The following is a 16576-nucleotide window of genomic DNA, read 5'->3' on the forward strand; positions in this document are numbered from 1 at the left end:
TGCGTCACCGATCCCAGCATGCCGAACGGGACCGGCAGTGGTCCACCGATCCCGTTCACCCGAACGATGAATCCCCTGGTCAGGCGATACGTTCCAGCACCACCGGCGAGGCCGTGAAGTCCGTCCCCGCCGCCGCGATGTCGTACGAGCCCTCGACCGCCTGGAGGGCGTACTCGAAGCGCTCAGGGGTGTCCGTGTGGAGGGTGAGGAGGGGCTGGCCCTCGGTCACCGTGTCGCCCGGCTTGGCGTGCATCTCGATGCCCGCGCCCGCCTGCACCGGGTCCTCCTTGCGGGCGCGGCCCGCGCCGAGGCGCCAGGCGCCGACGCCGATGTCGTAGGCGTCCAGGCGGGTGAGGACGCCGGAGGACGGGGCCTTGATGACGTGCTGCTCCTTCGACGTGGGCAGCTCGGCGTCCGGGTCGCCGCCCTGGGCCGCGATCATCCGGCGCCAGACGTCCATCGCCGAGCCGTCGGCCAGCGCCTTCGCCGGGTCCGCGTCCTTCACGCCGGCCGCGTCCAGCATCTCGCGGGCCAGGGCGACCGTCAGCTCCACGACGTCCGCCGGGCCGCCGCCCGCCAGGACCTCGACCGACTCGCGGACCTCCAGGGCGTTGCCGGCGGTCAGGCCGAGCGGGGTGGACATGTCCGTGAGGAGCGCGACCGTCTTCACGCCGTGGTCGGTGCCGAGGCCGACCATGGTGGAGGCAAGCTCGCGCGCGTCCTCGATGGTCTTCATGAAGGCGCCCGAGCCGACCTTCACGTCGAGCACCAGGGAGCCGGTGCCCTCGGCGATCTTCTTCGACATGATGGACGAGGCGATCAGGGGGATCGCCTCCACCGTGCCGGTCACGTCACGGAGGGCGTACAGCTTCTTGTCGGCCGGGGCGAGGCCGTCGCCGGCCGCGCAGATCACCGCGCCGGTGGTGTCCAGGACGTGCAGCATCTCCTCGTTGGAGAGCAGGGCACGCCAGCCGGGGATCGACTCCAGCTTGTCCAGGGTGCCGCCGGTGTGGCCGAGGCCGCGGCCGGAGAGCTGCGGGACGGCCGCGCCGCAGGCCGCGACGAGGGGCGCGAGCGGGAGGGTGATCTTGTCGCCGACGCCGCCCGTGGAGTGCTTGTCCGCGGTCGGACGGGACAGCGAGGAGAAGTCCATGCGCTCGCCGGAGGCGATCATGGCCGCGGTCCAGCGGGCGATCTCGCGGCGGTTCATGCCGTTGAGCAGGATCGCCATGTTGAGCGCGGCCATCTGGTAGTCGGCGACCTCGCCGCGGGTGTACGCGTCGATGACCCAGTCGATCTGCTCGTCGGTCAGCTCACCGCGGTCCCGCTTGGTGCGGATGACGGAGATGGCGTCCATGGCCATGGCTGATGACTTCCTTCCGGGAGGTGCGAAGTGCACGGCCCCCCTGATCGGGTCAGGGGGGCCGTACGGGAGTTACTTGTTGAGATGGCCGGGGCCGAAGGCCTGGGGCAGCATCTCGGAGAGCGGGAGGATGCCCGCGGGGGTGTCGAGCAGCAGGTCGGGGCCGCCGAACTCGTAGAGCAGCTGACGGCACCGGCCGCACGGGACGAGCAGCCCGCCCGTGCCGTCCACACAGGTGAAGTGCGTGAGCCGGCCGCCACCGGTGCGCTGCAGCTGCGAGACCAGACCGCACTCGGCGCACAGGCCGAGGCCGTAGGAGGCGTTCTCGACATTGCAGCCGGTGACCGTGCGTCCGTCGTCGACCCGGGCCGCGACCCCGACCGGGAAGCCCGAGTAGGGGGCGTAGGCGTGGGACATGGCCTCCCGCGCCTCGGCCCGCAGGACCTCCCAGTCGAACTCGGCGACAGGGCTGGTCACTTGCCCTGTCCCTTCCGGTACGGCAGGCCGTCCGCCTTCGGCATCCGCAGCTTCTGCGCGGACAGCGACAGGACGAGCAGCGTGACGATGTACGGGGTGGCCGTCACCAGCTGGCGCGGGACCTCGTTGGTGGAGGCGTACCAGACGAACATCAGGGCCGCGATGACGACCGTGACGACGGCGGGCACGTACTTCTTCTTCCACGCCTGGTAGGCGGCGCCGAACACCAGCAGGATCGCCAGCAGCAGGATCAGCGCGTGGACGTTCACCGTGCCGCCGCGCAGGTTGAGGCTGTCGGTGTAACCGAACAGGCCGGCGCCGAGGGCGAGGCCGCCCGGCATCCAGTTGCCGAAGATCATCGCGGCGAGACCGATGTAGCCGCGGCCGGCCGTCTGGCCGTCGAGGTACACGTTCGAGGCGACGATGGACAGGAACGCGCCGCCGAGACCGGCGAAGCCGCCGGAGATGATCACGGCGATGTACTTGTACTTGTACACGTTGACGCCGAGGGACTCGGCGGCCACCGGGTTCTCGCCGCAGGAACGCAGGCGCAGACCGAAGGAGGTGCGCCACAGCACCCACCAGGTCAGCGGGATCATGGCGACCGCGATGACGGTGAGCGGCGACAGGTCGGTGACCAGTCCGCCGAGCAGGCCCGCGATGTCCGAGACCAGGAACCAGTGCTTCCCGTTGAGCGTGTTCAGCCAGTCCGACAGGCCCGGGATGCTGAACTCGCCGAGGGAGTCGATCGGCGGGGACTGCTTGGTGGAGCCCTGGGGCGCGTTGGCGAAGGTGAACTTCGACAGGTAGCGGGTCACGCCGAGGGCCAGGATGTTCAGCGCCACACCGGAGACGATGTGGTTGACGTTGAAGGTGACGGTGGCGATGGCGTGCAGGACGGCGCCGAGCGCGCCGCCGATGATGCCGAAGACGACACCGGTCCACGGGCCCCACTGGTAGCCGGCCCAGGCGCCGAACCAGGTGCCGAGGATCATCATGCCCTCGAGGCCGATGTTGACGACGCCGGCGCGCTCGGCCCACAGGCCGCCGAGGCCCGCGAGGCCGATCGGCACCGCGAGCTGCAGCGCGGTGGACATCTGCCCGACCGAGGTGATGCCGTCCGCGCCGGTGATGATGCGGACGATCGAGGTCAGCACCAGCACGCCCGCGATGACCAGCAGGAGTACCGGGAGGGACATACGGCGGCCGCCCTTGCGGGGCTGCTTCGCCTGCGGCTTGGCGATGGTCGCGGTGGACATCAGGCAGCCACCTCCTTGTTGGTGTTCTTGGCGGCGGCCGCGGCCAGCTCGGCGCCGACCCGGCGCTGCTGACGGCGCAGAGCCCACTGCTGTACGGCCGCGTACGAGATGACGACCGCGAAGACGATCAGGCCCTGCATGATCGTCGCGATCTCCTTGTCGTACGCCACCGGGGTCGCGTAGTCGAGGGCGGGCGAGGCCTTGTCGAGGAAGGCCCACAGCAGGGCGGCGAGCGCGATGCCGCCCGGGTTGTTGCGGCCGAGCAGGGCGATGCCGATGGCGGTGAAGCCGAGGCCCGCGGGGAAGCTCAGGCTGTAGGTGTGGGTGTCGCCGAGCAGCAGCGGCAGACCGGACAGACCGGCGATGGCACCGGAGATCAGCATCGCGGTCAGCACCATGCGCTTGGCGTCGACGCCGGAGGCCGCGGCGGCGGTCTCCGAGGCGCCGGTGGCGCGCAGGTCGAAGCCGAAGCGGGTGCGGTTGAGGACGATCCAGTAGCCGATGCCGAGGAGGACGGCGAGGAAGACCAGGCCGTAGATCTCGCCGACGTCGGAGCCCAGGTTGATGCCCGGGAACCAGCCGGACTTCTTCATGACACCGGTGGTCACGTTGTCGCCGACCTGCACGCCCCACACGTCGGTGAGGGTGATGTAGCCGATGACGGCGGTGGCGATCGAGTTCAGCATGATCGTCGCGACGACCTCGCTGACCCCCCGGGTGATCTTCAGGACGCCGGCGATGCCGGCCCAGAAGGCACCGGTGGCCATGGCGACCAGCAGCAGCAGCGGGACCTGCAGGAAGCTGGGCAGGGCCACGTGCGCGCCGACGACGGCGGTCATCACCGCGGCGAGGCGGTACTGGCCGTCGACGCCGATGTTGAACAGGTTCATGCGGAAGCCGAGGGCGACCGCGATGGCGGCGATGTAGTACAACGACGCCTGGTTGATGATCAGCACCTGGATGTCCGAGTACGGCAGCTGCTGGAGCATCAGGGTGTAGGGCTCGATCGGGTTCTTGCCCGAGGCGAGCAGGACCACGGAGGTCAGCACGATCGCCAGGACGAGCGCGATGACCGGTCCGGCCAGCGCGGTGAGCACCCGCTCCTTGTCGAACTTCTTCATCGGGCCTCGTCCTCCGGACCGGCGTTGTCGTCGCCCTCGGGGGCGGTCTCTTCGTGCTCCAGGTGACCGGACGCGGCACCCGTCATGGCCGTGCCCAGCTCCTCCGGCGTGATGGTGGCCGGGTCGGCGTCGGCGACCAGCCTGCCGTCGTAGATGACGCGCAGCGTGTCGGACAGGCCGATCAGCTCGTCCAGGTCGGCGGAGATCAGCAGCACGGCCAGGCCCTCACGGCGGGCGTCGCGGATGCGGTCCCAGATCTGCGCCTGCGCGCCGACGTCCACGCCACGGGTGGGGTGGGCGGCGATCAGGAACTTCGGGTCGTGGCTCATCTCGCGTCCGACGATCAGCTTCTGCTGGTTGCCGCCGGACAGGGAGGCCGCGGTGACGTCGATGCCGGGGGTGCGGACGTCGTACTCCTCGACGATCCGGCGGGTGTCGGCCTGGGCGCCCTTGGGGTTCAGCCAGAAGCCCTTGGCGTTGGGCTTCTCGGTGACATGGCCGAGGATGCGGTTCTCCCAGAGCGGGGACTCCAGCAGCAGGCCCTGCCGGTGGCGGTCCTCGGGGATGTAGCCGACGCCGGACTCGCGGCGCTTGCGGGTGGCCCAGGGGGTGATGTCCTCGCCCAGGAACACGATCTGTCCGGAGTCGGCGTGCTTGGTGCCGATCAGCGCGTCGATCAGTTCGGTCTGGCCGTTGCCCTCGACACCGGCGATGCCCATGACCTCGCCGGCGTGGATGGTGAAGGAGACGTCGTCGAGGACCCGCTTGGCCTCGCCTGCGCCCGCGAACTCGGTGAGGCCCTCGCCCGCCGGTTCGTCCTCGGCGCCGAGGGAGGCACCGGCCGCGTAGACGGTGAGGTTCCTGACCTCCAGCACGGCCCGATCGGTCACGGTGGACTCGGCGGTCTCCGGGGTGGGCAGCTCGCTGCCGACCATCAGCTCGGCCAGCTGGCGCGGGGTGGTCTCGGACGGGATCGCGGTCCCGACCGTCGTACCGCGCCGGATGACGGTGATGTCGTCGGCGACGGAGAGCACCTCGCCCAGCTTGTGGGAGATGAAGATGACGGACAGGCCTTCGGACTTCAGCTCGCGCAGGTTGTCGAAGAGCGCGTCGACCTCCTGCGGGACGAGCACCGCGGTCGGCTCGTCGAGGATCAGGGTGCGTGCGCCGCGGAAGAGGACCTTGAGGATCTCCACCCGCTGACGGTCGGCCACACCGAGGTCCTCGACCAGCACGTCCGGGCGGATGCCCAGGCCGTAGCGGTCGGAGATCTCCTTGATCTTCTTGCGGGCGCCGCCGCCGATGCCGTGCAGCTTCTCGCTGCCGAGCACCACGTTCTCCAGCACGGTCAGGTTGTCGGCCAGCATGAAGTGCTGGTGGACCATGCCGATGCCGCGGGCGATGGCGTCGCCGGGGCTGGAGAAGCTCACCTGCTCGCCGTCGACCGTGATGGTGCCCTCGTCCGGCTTCTGCATGCCGTAGAGGATCTTCATCAGGGTCGACTTGCCGGCGCCGTTCTCGCCGACGAGGGCGTGGACGGTGCCCTTGCGGACGGTCAGGTGGATGTCGTGGTTGGCCACCACACCCGGGAATCGCTTGGTGATGCCCGCGAGCTCGACCGCGACTGTCGACGGAGCGGTGAGCGGAGGGCTGCTGGACGCGTCGATGGCGCACTCTCCTCGGGAAAGGGGCCGCTCTACGCGCGTAGCGCCCCTGCTTTAAATAGTGCCCGGATCTGACCGTCCTTGATCGAGAAGTCCTTCTCGATCAAAAATCCGATCCGTTCCGAGCATTCTGCCGCGCGAACGGGGTGCGGGCAGGTCATCCTCTCCGCACCCCGTTCCGTGGCCGTAACGCTGCCATTACAGCGTTCTGTTGGCCAAGGCTTCTGACCCAGATCGTCAGGAGGTCTTGACCTTGATGGTGCCGTCCTTGATGCCCGCCTCGGCCTTCTTGACCGCGGCCTGCATGCCGGCGTTGCCCTTGAAGGTCGGGTTGGAGTCGGCCAGGCCGACGCCACCGTTGTCCAGCGAGCCGCGGATGTCACCCGAGACCGGCTTCTTGTCCTTGATGACCGACTTGGACAGGTCGTAGACCGCGCCCTCGACGTTCTTCAGGGCCGAGGTCAGGATGTAGTCCTTGTACTTGGCCAGCGCGCTCTGCTTGTACTGGTCGGAGTCGACGCCGATCGCCCACACCTTGTGCTCGGCGGCGGACTTGATGACGCCCTGGCCGGAGAGGCCGGCGGCGGCGAAGAGGACGTCCGCGCCCGCGTCGATCTGCCCGTTGGCGGCGTTCTCACCCTTGTCCGGGCTGGAGAAGCCACCCTCCTGGGCGGTCTGGGTCAGGTACTGCGACTCGACCTTGATCTTCGGGTTGACGGACTTGGCGCCCTGCTCGTAACCCGCCTCGAACTTGTGGATCAGCGGGACGTCCACGCCGCCGATGAAGCCGATGTGGTTCTTCTTGGTCGCCTTGGCGGCCGCGACACCCGCGAGGTAGGAGGACTGCTCCTCGTGGAAGACCATGTCGGCGACGTTCTTCGCCTGGGTCTGGTTGTCGTCGATGATGCCGAAGGTGACCTTCGGGAACTTCGTCGCGGCCTCCTTCACGGCGCCCGCGTAGGCGAAGCCGACGCCGATGACCGGGTTGTAGCCCGCCTTCGCCAGGGTCTCCAGGCGCTGGGTCTTGTCCGCGTCCGACTCGCCGTCCTGCGGCTCGATGTCCCGGCCGCTGACACCGAAGTCCTTCTGGGCCTTCTGGAAGCCCGCGTAGGCGGCGTCGTTGAAGGACTGGTCACCCTTGCCGCCGACGTCGTACGCCAGGCCGATGCCCTTGGACTTGCCCTCGGAGGAGGAAGAGGTGGACGAGCTGCCACAAGCAGAGACAGTGACAGCGAGCGCTGCGGTCGCAACGCCTGCAATCGTGATGCGGGACACCCGGCGCATGGAACTTCACTCCTTTGTGCAAGCGCCCAAACCAGGCGCTGGTTCCGCCGCAGCGTAACGCGCGTAGACCAGACGGAAAACCCCCAATGTCCGGTCCGTTATCGAGCTGTGGCCACAGTCACCGCCAAGGTTACGGACAGCAGTACGCCCCTTGCAGGAGGCAAGGGGCGTACCGGAGACAACTGGCCTCCGGGTAAACGGAGAACCAAAAGTCAGACTATTTGGTTTCGACCGTGATCTTACCGTCGACGATGTCCTGCTTGGCCTTGTTCACAGCCGCGACCACGCCGGTCATCGCCTTGTACTTCGGGTTGGTGTCCGCAAAGCCGACGCCGCCGGACTTCAGGTCGCCGCGGACATCGCCGCTGAGCGGCTTGCCCTCGTAGACGGACTTGGAGAGTTCGTAGACGGCACCGCCGACGTTCTTCAGGGCCGAGCCGAGGATGTAGTCCTTGTACTTGGCGAGCGCACTCTGCGTGTACTGGTCGGAGTCCACGCCGATCGCCCACACCTTGTGCTCGGCGGCGGACTTGATCACGCCCTGCCCGGAGAGGCCGGCGGCGTGGTAGATGACGTCGGCGCCGGCCTCGATCTGGCCGTTGGCCGCGTTCTCACCCTTGTCCGGGCTGGAGAAACCGCCCTCCTGCGGCGTCTGGGTCAGATACTGCGACTCGATCTTGATCTTCGGGTTGACGGACCTGGCGCCCTGGTCGAACCCGGCCTCGAACTTGTGGATCAGCGGGATGTCGACGCCGCCGATGAAGCCGATGTGGTTCTTCTTGGTGGCCTTGGCCGCGGCCACGCCCGCCAGGTACGAGGACTGCTCCTCGTGGAAGACCATGTCGGCGACGTTCTTCGCCTGGATGGTGTTGTCGTCGATGATGCCGAAGGTGAGCTTCGGGTACTTGGCGGCGACCTGCTTCACGGCCGGGGCGTAGGCGAAACCGACACCGATGATCGGGTTGTAGCCGGCCTTCGCCAGGGTCTCCAGGCGCTGCACCTTGTCGGCGTCGGACTCGCCGTCCTGCGGCTCGATGTCCCGGCCGCCGATCTTGAACTCGTCCTCGGCCTTCTTGAAGCCGGCGTAGGCGGCGTCGTTGAAGGACTGGTCGCCCTTGCCGCCGATGTCGTAGGCGAGGCCGATGCCCTTGGCGGCGTACTTGCCGTCCTTGGAGGGCGTGCCGGTGGATTCGGTGCTGGACTTGCCGCAGCCGGCAGCCGCGAGAGCGACGACCGCGACGGCCGCCGCGGCCTGGGAGAACCTCGTCCTCCGGGACCTTCTGGAAATCTTCCGAGAGACCATACGCACAGCAAGCACCCTTCATCCCCACGGCGCCGTCACCGGGCCGCTCTCCCCAATGTGCCGCCAGTGGTGGCGATTTCGGCGCACAGTAACGCGCGTAGAAGGGGAGCGGAACGGGGTTTCTCGCGGCCGTTATCGATTCGTGCCGACTCCGGGTTACAGCCGTGCGCAGCCGGTTACACCAGGGTGACACAAGGGGACGAAGAGGCACCAACCGGGCGCCTCTGTCCCCTTCCGGACGGTCTACAGGCCCTCGAGCAGCACGGCGGCCGTGAACATCTCCACGCCGACCGTGATGGCGTGCTCGTCGGCGTCGAAGTCGCCCTGGTGCAGGTCACGGACCGTGCGGTCGCCGGGGGCGCGGACGCCGAGACGGGCCATGGCGCCGGGCACGTGCTCCAGGTACCAGGAGAAGTCCTCGCCGCCGAGGCTCTGCTCGGTGCTCTCGACCGAGTGCAGGCCGCGCCGGGTGACCATCGCCTTGCGCAGCAGCTCGGTGGACTCCCGGTCGTTGACGACGGGCGGCACGCCCCGCACGTAGGTGATCTCCGACTTGGCCCGGTGCAGGGTGGCGACCTCGTCGATGGCCGCGTGCACGATGTCCGGTGCCTCGCGCCAGGCCTCCAGGTCCAGGCAGCGGATGGTGCCGGACAGCTCGGCGTGCTGCGGGATGACGTTCGGCGCGTGGCCGGACTCGATCCGGCCCCAGGTCAGGGCGAGGCCGCTGCGGGTGTCGACGCGCCGGGCGATGAGCGCGGGGACGTCGATGGCGACGCGGGCGGCGGCCGTGACCAGGTCGGTGGTCAGGTGGGGCCGGGCGGTGTGGCCGCCGGGCCCGTCCAGGGCGATCTCCAGCCGGTCGCAGGCGCTGGTGATGGGCCCGTGCCGCAGCCCGACCCGGCCGGCGTCGACCCTGGGGTCGCAGTGCACGGCGAGGATCCGGCCGACGCCTTCGAGCGCCTTGTCCTTGATCGCGCCGAGGGCGCCGCCGGGCATCACCTCCTCGGCGGGCTGGAAGAGCAGCCGCACCGGCCGGGGCAGCAGGCCCTTCTCGTGCAGGTCGGCGAGGACGAGCCCGGCACCGAGGACCACGCTGGTGTGCACGTCGTGGCCGCAGGCGTGGGCGCGGTCCGGCACGGTGGACCGGTACGGGCAGTCGGCCTTGGTGTCGGGGATCGGCAGCGCGTCGATGTCGGCGCGAAGGGCCATCAGGGGGATGGTGGGCCGCTCCCCCTCGGCCGGCCCGATGTCACAGATGAGTCCGGTTCCGGTGGCGAGGACACGGGGGCGCAGCCCGGCCCGCTCCAGCCGCTCCTTGATCGCGGCGGTCGTACGGAACTCCTGGTTGCCCAGCTCGGGGTGCATGTGCAAGTCGCGGCGGAAGGCGACGAGTTCGGCGTGCAGGGGTGCGCTGAGCACGCCGGGGAGCACATCCCCGGGGAAATCGGCCTCGGACTCTCGGGACATCAATTGGTTCACCCTCTGAAGGGTAGGCCGCCCGACCGGTCAACTGCCCATCGATCAACAAAAGTTCAGCCCGTTAGGGGAAGAAAAGCTGACCGGCGGACGCATGACGGCGGACTCTGGTGGGTAAAACCTCTCTTTCCTTCTTCCACGGATATCACGCATCACCACCCTCCCGCGCGACTTGTCCACGCGCCGGGACCGGTCCCGGTAGGGTCCGCGACCGTGAGCGACTCGACCGCGGACTTCCTTGAGACCACCCGCTCCTCCTACGACGCGATCGCCAAGGACTACGCCTCGCACTTCCCGGGCGGCCCCTCCCACCCCCTGGACCGGCAGCTGATCACCGCCTTCGCCGAGCTGGTCACGGCGAACGGCCCGGCCCCCGTGGCCGACCTCGGCAGCGGCCCGGGCGAGGTCACGGCCCGCCTGCACGTCCTGGGCGTTCCGGTCTTCGGCGTCGACGTCTCGCCCGCCATGGTGGCCCTGGCCCGGGAGGCGCACCCCCGGCTGCGCTTCCACGTGGGCTCGATGACGTCCCTGGACCTCCCGGACGCCACCCTGGGCGGCATCCTGGCGCTGTACTCGACCATCCACGTCCCCGACGACCGCCTGCCGACGGCGTTCGCCGAGTTCCGCCGCACGCTGGTTCCCGGCGGCCACGCCCTCCTCGCCTTCCAGTCGGCCACCGAACCGGACCACCTCCATCTGGCGGAACGCTTCGGCCGTGCGATCGACCTCGACTACTACTGGCGTACGCCGGAGCAGGTCGCGTCGCTGCTGGCCGAGGCGGGCCTGGAACGGGTGGCGACGGTGGTCCGGGAGCCGGACGGGGAGGAGACCCGGGCACGCGCGTTCGTACTGGCCCGGAACCCCGGCACGCTCTGAAGGGCCCGGGCCGGCGGCGCCGGGCACCCGGCCCTCGGCGCCCTCGCCCTCCCGTCCGCGGCCTTCACCCCTTCGAAGCCCTGGAAAAGCTTCGGCGCCTCCGTTCCGGCCTCTGGGCTAGTCCTCCGTCGCCGGTACCGCGTCGCGCCAGACGGTGACGTCCAGGGTGACGTAGAGGCTGGCGCTGGTGCTGGGCGACTGGCCCTTGAACGTCACCATGGCCACGATGCCGTCCGGGGTGGTCACGCACAACTGCCTGCCCTGGGAGAACCGGCTCACGGAGATCTCCTGGGGCACGTAGCGGGTGTCCTGCCTGCACGCGTCCAGCGAGCCCTGTTCACCCCGGTCGAGCAGGACGAGTCTGTCGTTGTAGGACCCGAAGACGCAGGAACTGCCCGTGCAGATCAGGTACAGGTCGTCGTAGTTGGACTTGTGCGGCACCACCGGCTGGTCGCTGAACTTGAGGTAGTAGCCGTCGGCCAGGTTGAGGTTCTTGTAGACGGCGGGCTCGGGCGTGCTGCCCGAGGACGCGCCGGACGGCTCGCCCGTCTTCGCCCCGCCCGTCTTCGCCCCGCCGGCCTTCGCGCCGTCCGTGGGCCGTGCGGCGGAGGTCTTTCCGCCGGAGGCAGTGTCCGCCGGGCCGGTCCGCTTCGCCTCCGCGCCGTGGCCGGAACCGCCGCCGTGGCCGAGTTGGCCGACGGCTGCGGCGACGAGCACGAGGGCTCCGGCGGCACAGCCGAGGATGACGCCGGTCCTCGGGCGGCGGGCGGAGCGGCTCCCGGGCGCGCCCGGCGCCACGGGATACCCGGTGACGGGCTGGGCGGGGTGAACGGGCTGGGCGGTCCGTGTCGGCGCGTGGTGCGGGTGCGCGGGGACCGCCGGAGGCTGCGGGTGAGCCGTGGGCGGCTGCCGGGGCACGGGAGCGGTCGGGGCGGGCACGCCGGACACGGCCGTCGGCCAGTACTGCGGCGCCGCGGGTACGGTCGCCCCGCCGGGCACGGCCCCGTGCGCCGGGTGCTGCCGGGGCGGCACGGGCAGGGGGGCGTGGTAGCGGTCGGCCATGGCGGCGGTCACCACGCCGGGCAGCCAGTCCTCGGGGCGGCGCAGCTGCGTGGCGTCGGACGCGGCGCCGCACAGGGCGAGGACCTCACCGAGGGACGGGCGCGCGTCGGGGTCCTTGGCCAGGCACCGGCGTACGAGTCCGGTCAGTTCGGCGGGCAGTCCGGTGAGGTCCGCCTCCTCGTGCACGATCCGGTAGAGCACCGCGTGGGAGGGCCCGTCCCCGTGGGCGGACCTGCCCAGGGCCGCGAAGGCGACGACCTGGCCGAGGGCGAACACGTCGGACTGCGGGCCCACGGGCCGCCCCGCCGCCTGTTCCGGCGACATGAAGGCGGGCGTGCCGACCGTGACACCACTGCCGGTCAGCGCGGTGGTGTCGGCCGCGCGGGCGATGCCGAAGTCGATCACTCGCGGGCCGTCGGCGGCCAGCAGCACGTTGGAAGGCTTCAGGTCGCGGTGCACGATGCCCGCGCCGTGCACCACCTGGAGGGCCTCGGCCACCCCGGCGGTGAGCAGCAGGACCGTGGAGGCGGGCAGCGGTCCGTGTTCGGCGACCGCCGCGGCCAGGGTGGGGCCGGAGATGTAGGCCGTCGCGAGCCAGGGGTGCGGGCCGTCGGTGTCGCTGTCGATCACCGGAGCCGTGTACAGGCCCTGGACCCGCTCGGCCGCGCGCACCTCCTGCGCGAACCGGCGCCGGAACTCGGGGTCTTCGGCGAACTCCGGCCGGATCACCTTGATCGCCACGGGTCGTCCGCCCGGGGTGTGGGACAGATACACCTTGCCCATCCCGCCGGCGCCGAGCCGGGCGGCCAGTCGGTAGCCGGCGATCACGTGCGGATCGTCCTCGGCCAGCGGCTGGAAGACTCCTTGAGGTATGCCTGTGCCGTCCATCGATCCCCCGTGTCGTGCAACTCGTCTGCGGCGCAGGGATCTTAACGCGGTGCACGACCACCAACCGGAAGCCGACCGACCGCTCGACACTCCGCGCTCGGCACTAGGCACTCCGCACCCCGCGCTCGGCACTCGGCGCTCGGCACTCCGCACTCGGCACTCCGCACCCCGCGCTCGGCACTAGGCACTCGGCGCTCGGCGCTCGGCACTAGGGGCACTAGGCACTCCGCGCTCGGTGCTCGGTGAAGCGCGTACCCCGTGGGCGGGGCGGTCGATGCCCGTCGCGGGCCGCGACGAGCGGCCGGGCGGGCAGGCACGCTCGCCGACGGCGCGGTCGGGCGAATCCCTAGGCCATCGCCACCGCAGTCAGCCGGTGCACGTCCCTGGCCGTCCCCGTGACTCCCGACAGGAAGCCCTGGGCGCGGGGCGAGGCGGTCTCGGTCAGCCAGGTGGGGTCGATGTCGCAGACGGCGACGCGGACGCCCGTGCCGGCGAGGGCGAGAGGGAGGGTGTGGACGACTGTGGAGGGAAAGCTGAGGATCGTGCGGCCGATGGGGCCGCGGCGGGCGATCAGTTCCAGGGGGAGGTCCGGGCGGACTATCTCCAGGCCCGTCTCGGCGGCCAGCCGGTGCAGCTTCTCCGCGCTCTCGCGGCGGTGGGCGAAGTACCGCGTGGCGCCGTGGGCCTTGGCCAGGCTGCGGACGGCCTCCAGGTAGCGGTCGCCGTCCACGACGCCGGTCTCGACCAGGGACGTGCCGACCATGTCCGCGCCCTTGGTGATCCGCGGCGGCCCGAAGCGGGCGCGGGTCCAGGCGAAGTCGTTGGCGGTGACCGTGACCCCCTCGGGGGTCTCCGTCACCGGCATGGAGGAGAAGACCTCGACGCGGCGGTGCGCGCTCGGCGTGAGGCGGCGGCGGGCCGAGGAGGAGACGGGGGCGAAGAGCAGGTCGCGGGCTCCGGGGCGGCCGCCCTTGCGGTGCCAGCGGACCAGGCGCTCGCCGCGGGCCAGCTGGGCGACGAACTCCATCGTCGCCGTGCCGTCGTCCACCACGACCAGGTCGCTCGCCCGGGTGATGGTCAGCAGCAGCTGTACGTAACGGGAGAAGGGATCCCCCATGACGATGCGGTCGGCCCGGCGCAGCGAGCCGGCCAGGCCGCCGATGGTGTGGAAGGGCGCGGTCGCGCCGCCCCGCGCCTCTTCCCAGCGCACCCGGTACCCCTCGTCCCGGGCCAGGTCCGCCATGCGGCGCAGCTGGCCCCGGGTCATGGGGTCGGTCGGGGACAGGACGACGACGGTGAGCTCCGCGTCGGCCGGTGCCGGTGCGGTGGCCGGCGACCGCCGTGCCTGCGCGGGCACGGACGGCCGGGCCGGCTCGGTGGCACCGCGCAGGCCCTGCAGGTGCGCCCACTCCAGTACGTTCAGCAGCTGTACCGGGCTCTCCACGAAGGCGAGCGTGCGGGCAGGGTGGCCGGCCTGGCCGGCGCGGGGGCTCATCGTCGTACGACCGTCCCGTCGTAGGGCAGTTAAGGCGATCAGGGCGCTCAGACCGAGACCGGCTCGCCCGCCGCCGCGGCGATCTCCGCCTCGGCGACGACGCCGGCGACGCGGCGCAGCTTCTTCATCGGGCCCTGCTCGGACTCGTAGACCTTCTTGACGCCGTCACCGAGGGAGGCCTCGATGGTGCGGATGTCGCGGACGAGGCGCACGAGGCCCTGCGGCTCCACGGAGGCGGCCTGGTCGGAGCCCCACATGGCGCGGTCGAGGGTGATGTGGCGCTCGACGAAGGTGGCGCCCAGGGCGACCGCGGCGAGGGTGGTCTGCAGGCCCGTCTCGTGGCCGGAGTAGCCGATCGGGACGTTCGGGTACTCCTTCTCCAGCGTGTTGATCACGCGGAGGTTCAGCTCCTCGGCCTTGGCCGGGTAGGTGGAGGTGGCGTGGCACATGAGGATGTTGTCCGAGCCCAGGACCTCGACCGCGTGGCGGATCTGCTTCGGCGTCGACATGCCCGTGGAGAGGATGATCGCGCGGCCGGTGGCGCGCAGCGCCTTCAGCAGCTCGTCGTCCGTCAGGGAGGCGGAGGCGACCTTGTGGGCCGGGACGTCGAACTTCTCCAGGAAGGCGACGGCCTCGGTGTCCCACGGGGAGGCGAACCAGTCGATGTTCTTGCTCTTGCAGTACTCGTCGATCTGGCGGTACTCGTCCTCACCGAACTCCACGCGGTGGCGGTAGTCGATGTAGGTCATCCGGCCCCAGGGGGTGTCGCGCTCGATGTCCCACTGGTCGCGCGGGGTGCAGATCTCCGGGGTGCGCTTCTGGAACTTGACGGCGTCACAGCCGGCCTCGGCGGCCACGTCGATCAGCTTGAACGCGTTCTCCAGCTCACCGTTGTGGTTGATGCCGATCTCGCCGCAGATGTAGACGGGACGGCCGGGGCCGACCTCGCGCGAACCGAACTGACGCAGACGGGAGTTGGTGCTCATCAGGGGATGTCCTTACTTGGGGAGGGAATCGAGAGAGGGGCCGAGGATCCAGCTGGCGATCTCTCGGATCGCGCCGTCACCACCGGGGACAGTGGTGACCGCGCGTGCGGCGCCGCGTACGACGTCGTGGGCGCTCGCGACCGCCACGGGCCAGCCCACGAGGGCGAAGCACGGGAGGTCGTTGACGTCGTTGCCGACGTAGAGCACGCGCTCCGGCGCGATGCCCTGCTCCTCGCACCACTGCTTCAGTGCGAGGTCCTTGCGGTCGATGCCGTGCAGCACCGGGAGCTTCAGCTTCCGGGCGCGGGCGGCGACCACCGGGTTCTGTTCCGTGGACAGGATCAGCATCTTCAGACCGCTCTTGCGCAGGGCGGCGATGCCGAGTCCGTCTCCGCGGTGCACGGAGACGAACTCCCGTCCGTCGGAGTCGATCAGCACCCGGTCGTCGGTCTGGGTGCCGTCGAAGTCGAGGACCACGGCGTCGATGTCGCCGTAGGTGGGGAGGGCGCCCGGCCGGTCCGCGTCGAAGAGCGGGGCCAGGGCGCGGGCGCGGGCCAGATCGTGCGGGTCGTCGATCTCCAGTACCCGGGCCGGGTCGGTGCGGACCAGCTCGGTGTGGCCGAAGAAGCGGTGCTGGTGCTCGCGGAAGCCGGCCGCGTCCATCGCGTAGGCGGCGCCGGTCTCCAGCAGGTCCTGGGGACGGTCCTGGCGGCGCGGGCGGAAGGACTTGTCGTGGTTGACGCCGTAGCCGCCGCTCACCGTCGTGGAGTTGGTGACGGTCACGGATCCGCCGGCGGTCGCCGTGGACTCCGTGTCGACGGCCGTCGGGTCGTCCGCCGCGTCCCGCCAGATGAAGCCGTGGAAGGGGGCGACGGTGACCGCGGTGTCGGCGCCGTTCTCGACGACGGCCCCGGCGACCCCGTCCACGTCCTCGCGGACCACGAAGGGGCTGGTGCACTGCACGAGCAGGACCACGTCGACGGTCGATCCGTGCAGGGCCTCGTGGGCGTCCATGGCGTGCAGGACGGCGGCCTCGGAGGTGGCGGTGTCGCCCGCGATGGCGGCGGGGCGCAGCACGACCTCGGCACCGGCCTGGCGGGCGGCGGCGGCGATGGCCTGGTCGTCGGTGGAGACGACCACGTCGGTCACCAGCCGGGCGGCGCGGCACTCGCGCACCGCGCGGGCCACCAGCGGGATGCCGCCGACGGGGGCGAGGTTCTTGGCGGGGACGCCCTTGGAGCCGCCGCGCGCCGGGATCACCGCGAGCACGCGGCGCACCGCGGGTGCGTCGGGGTTGGCGTCGGTCATGTGCTCTGCTCCTT

Annotated in this window: 13 protein-coding genes; 1 reads left to right on the forward strand and 12 read right to left on the reverse strand. The window is 70.6% G+C overall.

The window, feature by feature from the left end; genetic code table 11:
* Positions 1–79: 79 nt before the first annotated feature.
* The 8 genes from ACZ7P3_RS18970 to ACZ7P3_RS19005 form a co-directional block, all read right to left on the reverse strand.
* The gene (locus ACZ7P3_RS18970) at positions 80–1357 is read right to left on the reverse strand and encodes a thymidine phosphorylase (protein WP_472083866.1); all 1278 of its coding nucleotides are present in this window, start codon (positions 1355–1357) and stop codon (positions 80–82) included.
* A gap of 78 nt (positions 1358–1435) precedes the next feature.
* Positions 1436–1840: a cytidine deaminase gene (locus ACZ7P3_RS18975; protein ID WP_472083052.1), complete on the reverse strand. Its 405-nt coding sequence runs from the start codon at positions 1838–1840 to the stop codon at positions 1436–1438.
* Complete coding sequence (locus ACZ7P3_RS18980; RefSeq protein WP_472083054.1) at positions 1837–3099, reverse strand: ABC transporter permease; 1263 nt, start codon at positions 3097–3099, stop codon at positions 1837–1839. The genes ACZ7P3_RS18975 and ACZ7P3_RS18980 overlap by 4 nt, the downstream gene beginning before the upstream one ends.
* Positions 3099–4220 carry an ABC transporter permease gene (locus ACZ7P3_RS18985; RefSeq protein ID WP_472083056.1) on the reverse strand — a complete coding sequence of 374 codons (1122 nt, stop codon included), beginning with the start codon at positions 4218–4220 and terminating at the stop codon, positions 3099–3101. The genes ACZ7P3_RS18980 and ACZ7P3_RS18985 overlap by 1 nt, the downstream gene beginning before the upstream one ends.
* The gene (locus ACZ7P3_RS18990; RefSeq protein WP_472083868.1) at positions 4217–5887 is read right to left on the reverse strand and encodes an ABC transporter ATP-binding protein; all 1671 of its coding nucleotides are present in this window, start codon (positions 5885–5887) and stop codon (positions 4217–4219) included. Before ACZ7P3_RS18990 ends, ACZ7P3_RS18985 begins: the two co-directional genes overlap by 4 nt.
* 234 nt (positions 5888–6121) lie before the next feature.
* Positions 6122–7168 carry a BMP family lipoprotein gene (locus ACZ7P3_RS18995; protein ID WP_472083058.1) on the reverse strand — a complete coding sequence of 349 codons (1047 nt, stop codon included), beginning with the start codon at positions 7166–7168 and terminating at the stop codon, positions 6122–6124.
* A gap of 217 nt (positions 7169–7385) precedes the next feature.
* A complete protein-coding gene (locus ACZ7P3_RS19000) occupies positions 7386–8471 on the reverse strand; it encodes a BMP family lipoprotein (protein WP_472083060.1) in 1086 nt (361 codons plus the stop codon).
* Between the two features lie 243 nt (positions 8472–8714).
* Positions 8715–9938: an amidohydrolase gene (locus ACZ7P3_RS19005; protein WP_472083062.1), complete on the reverse strand. Its 1224-nt coding sequence runs from the start codon at positions 9936–9938 to the stop codon at positions 8715–8717.
* A gap of 222 nt (positions 9939–10160) precedes the next feature.
* Here ACZ7P3_RS19005 and ACZ7P3_RS19010 point away from each other — a divergent pair, with 222 nt between their 5' ends.
* Entirely contained in the window at positions 10161–10823 is a 663-nt protein-coding gene (locus ACZ7P3_RS19010) for a class I SAM-dependent DNA methyltransferase (protein ID WP_472083064.1), read from the forward strand.
* A gap of 117 nt (positions 10824–10940) precedes the next feature.
* Here ACZ7P3_RS19010 and ACZ7P3_RS19015 read toward each other — a convergent pair whose 3' ends face one another.
* From ACZ7P3_RS19015 to ACZ7P3_RS19030, 4 genes are all read right to left on the reverse strand, one after another.
* Positions 10941–12773 carry a serine/threonine-protein kinase gene (locus ACZ7P3_RS19015; protein WP_472083066.1) on the reverse strand — a complete coding sequence of 611 codons (1833 nt, stop codon included), beginning with the start codon at positions 12771–12773 and terminating at the stop codon, positions 10941–10943.
* Between the two features lie 346 nt (positions 12774–13119).
* Positions 13120–14268: a hypothetical protein gene (locus ACZ7P3_RS19020; RefSeq protein ID WP_472083068.1), complete on the reverse strand. Its 1149-nt coding sequence runs from the start codon at positions 14266–14268 to the stop codon at positions 13120–13122.
* Between the two features lie 47 nt (positions 14269–14315).
* Positions 14316–15254: an N-acetylneuraminate synthase family protein gene (locus ACZ7P3_RS19025; protein ID WP_472083070.1), complete on the reverse strand. Its 939-nt coding sequence runs from the start codon at positions 15252–15254 to the stop codon at positions 14316–14318.
* A 12-nt stretch (positions 15255–15266) separates the two neighbouring features.
* Entirely contained in the window at positions 15267–16562 is a 1296-nt protein-coding gene (locus ACZ7P3_RS19030; RefSeq protein WP_472083072.1) for a cytidylyltransferase domain-containing protein, read from the reverse strand.
* Between the last annotated feature and the right edge of the window lie 14 nt (positions 16563–16576).

The sequence above is a fragment of the Streptomyces sp. NPDC107581 genome, assembly GCF_055657175.1.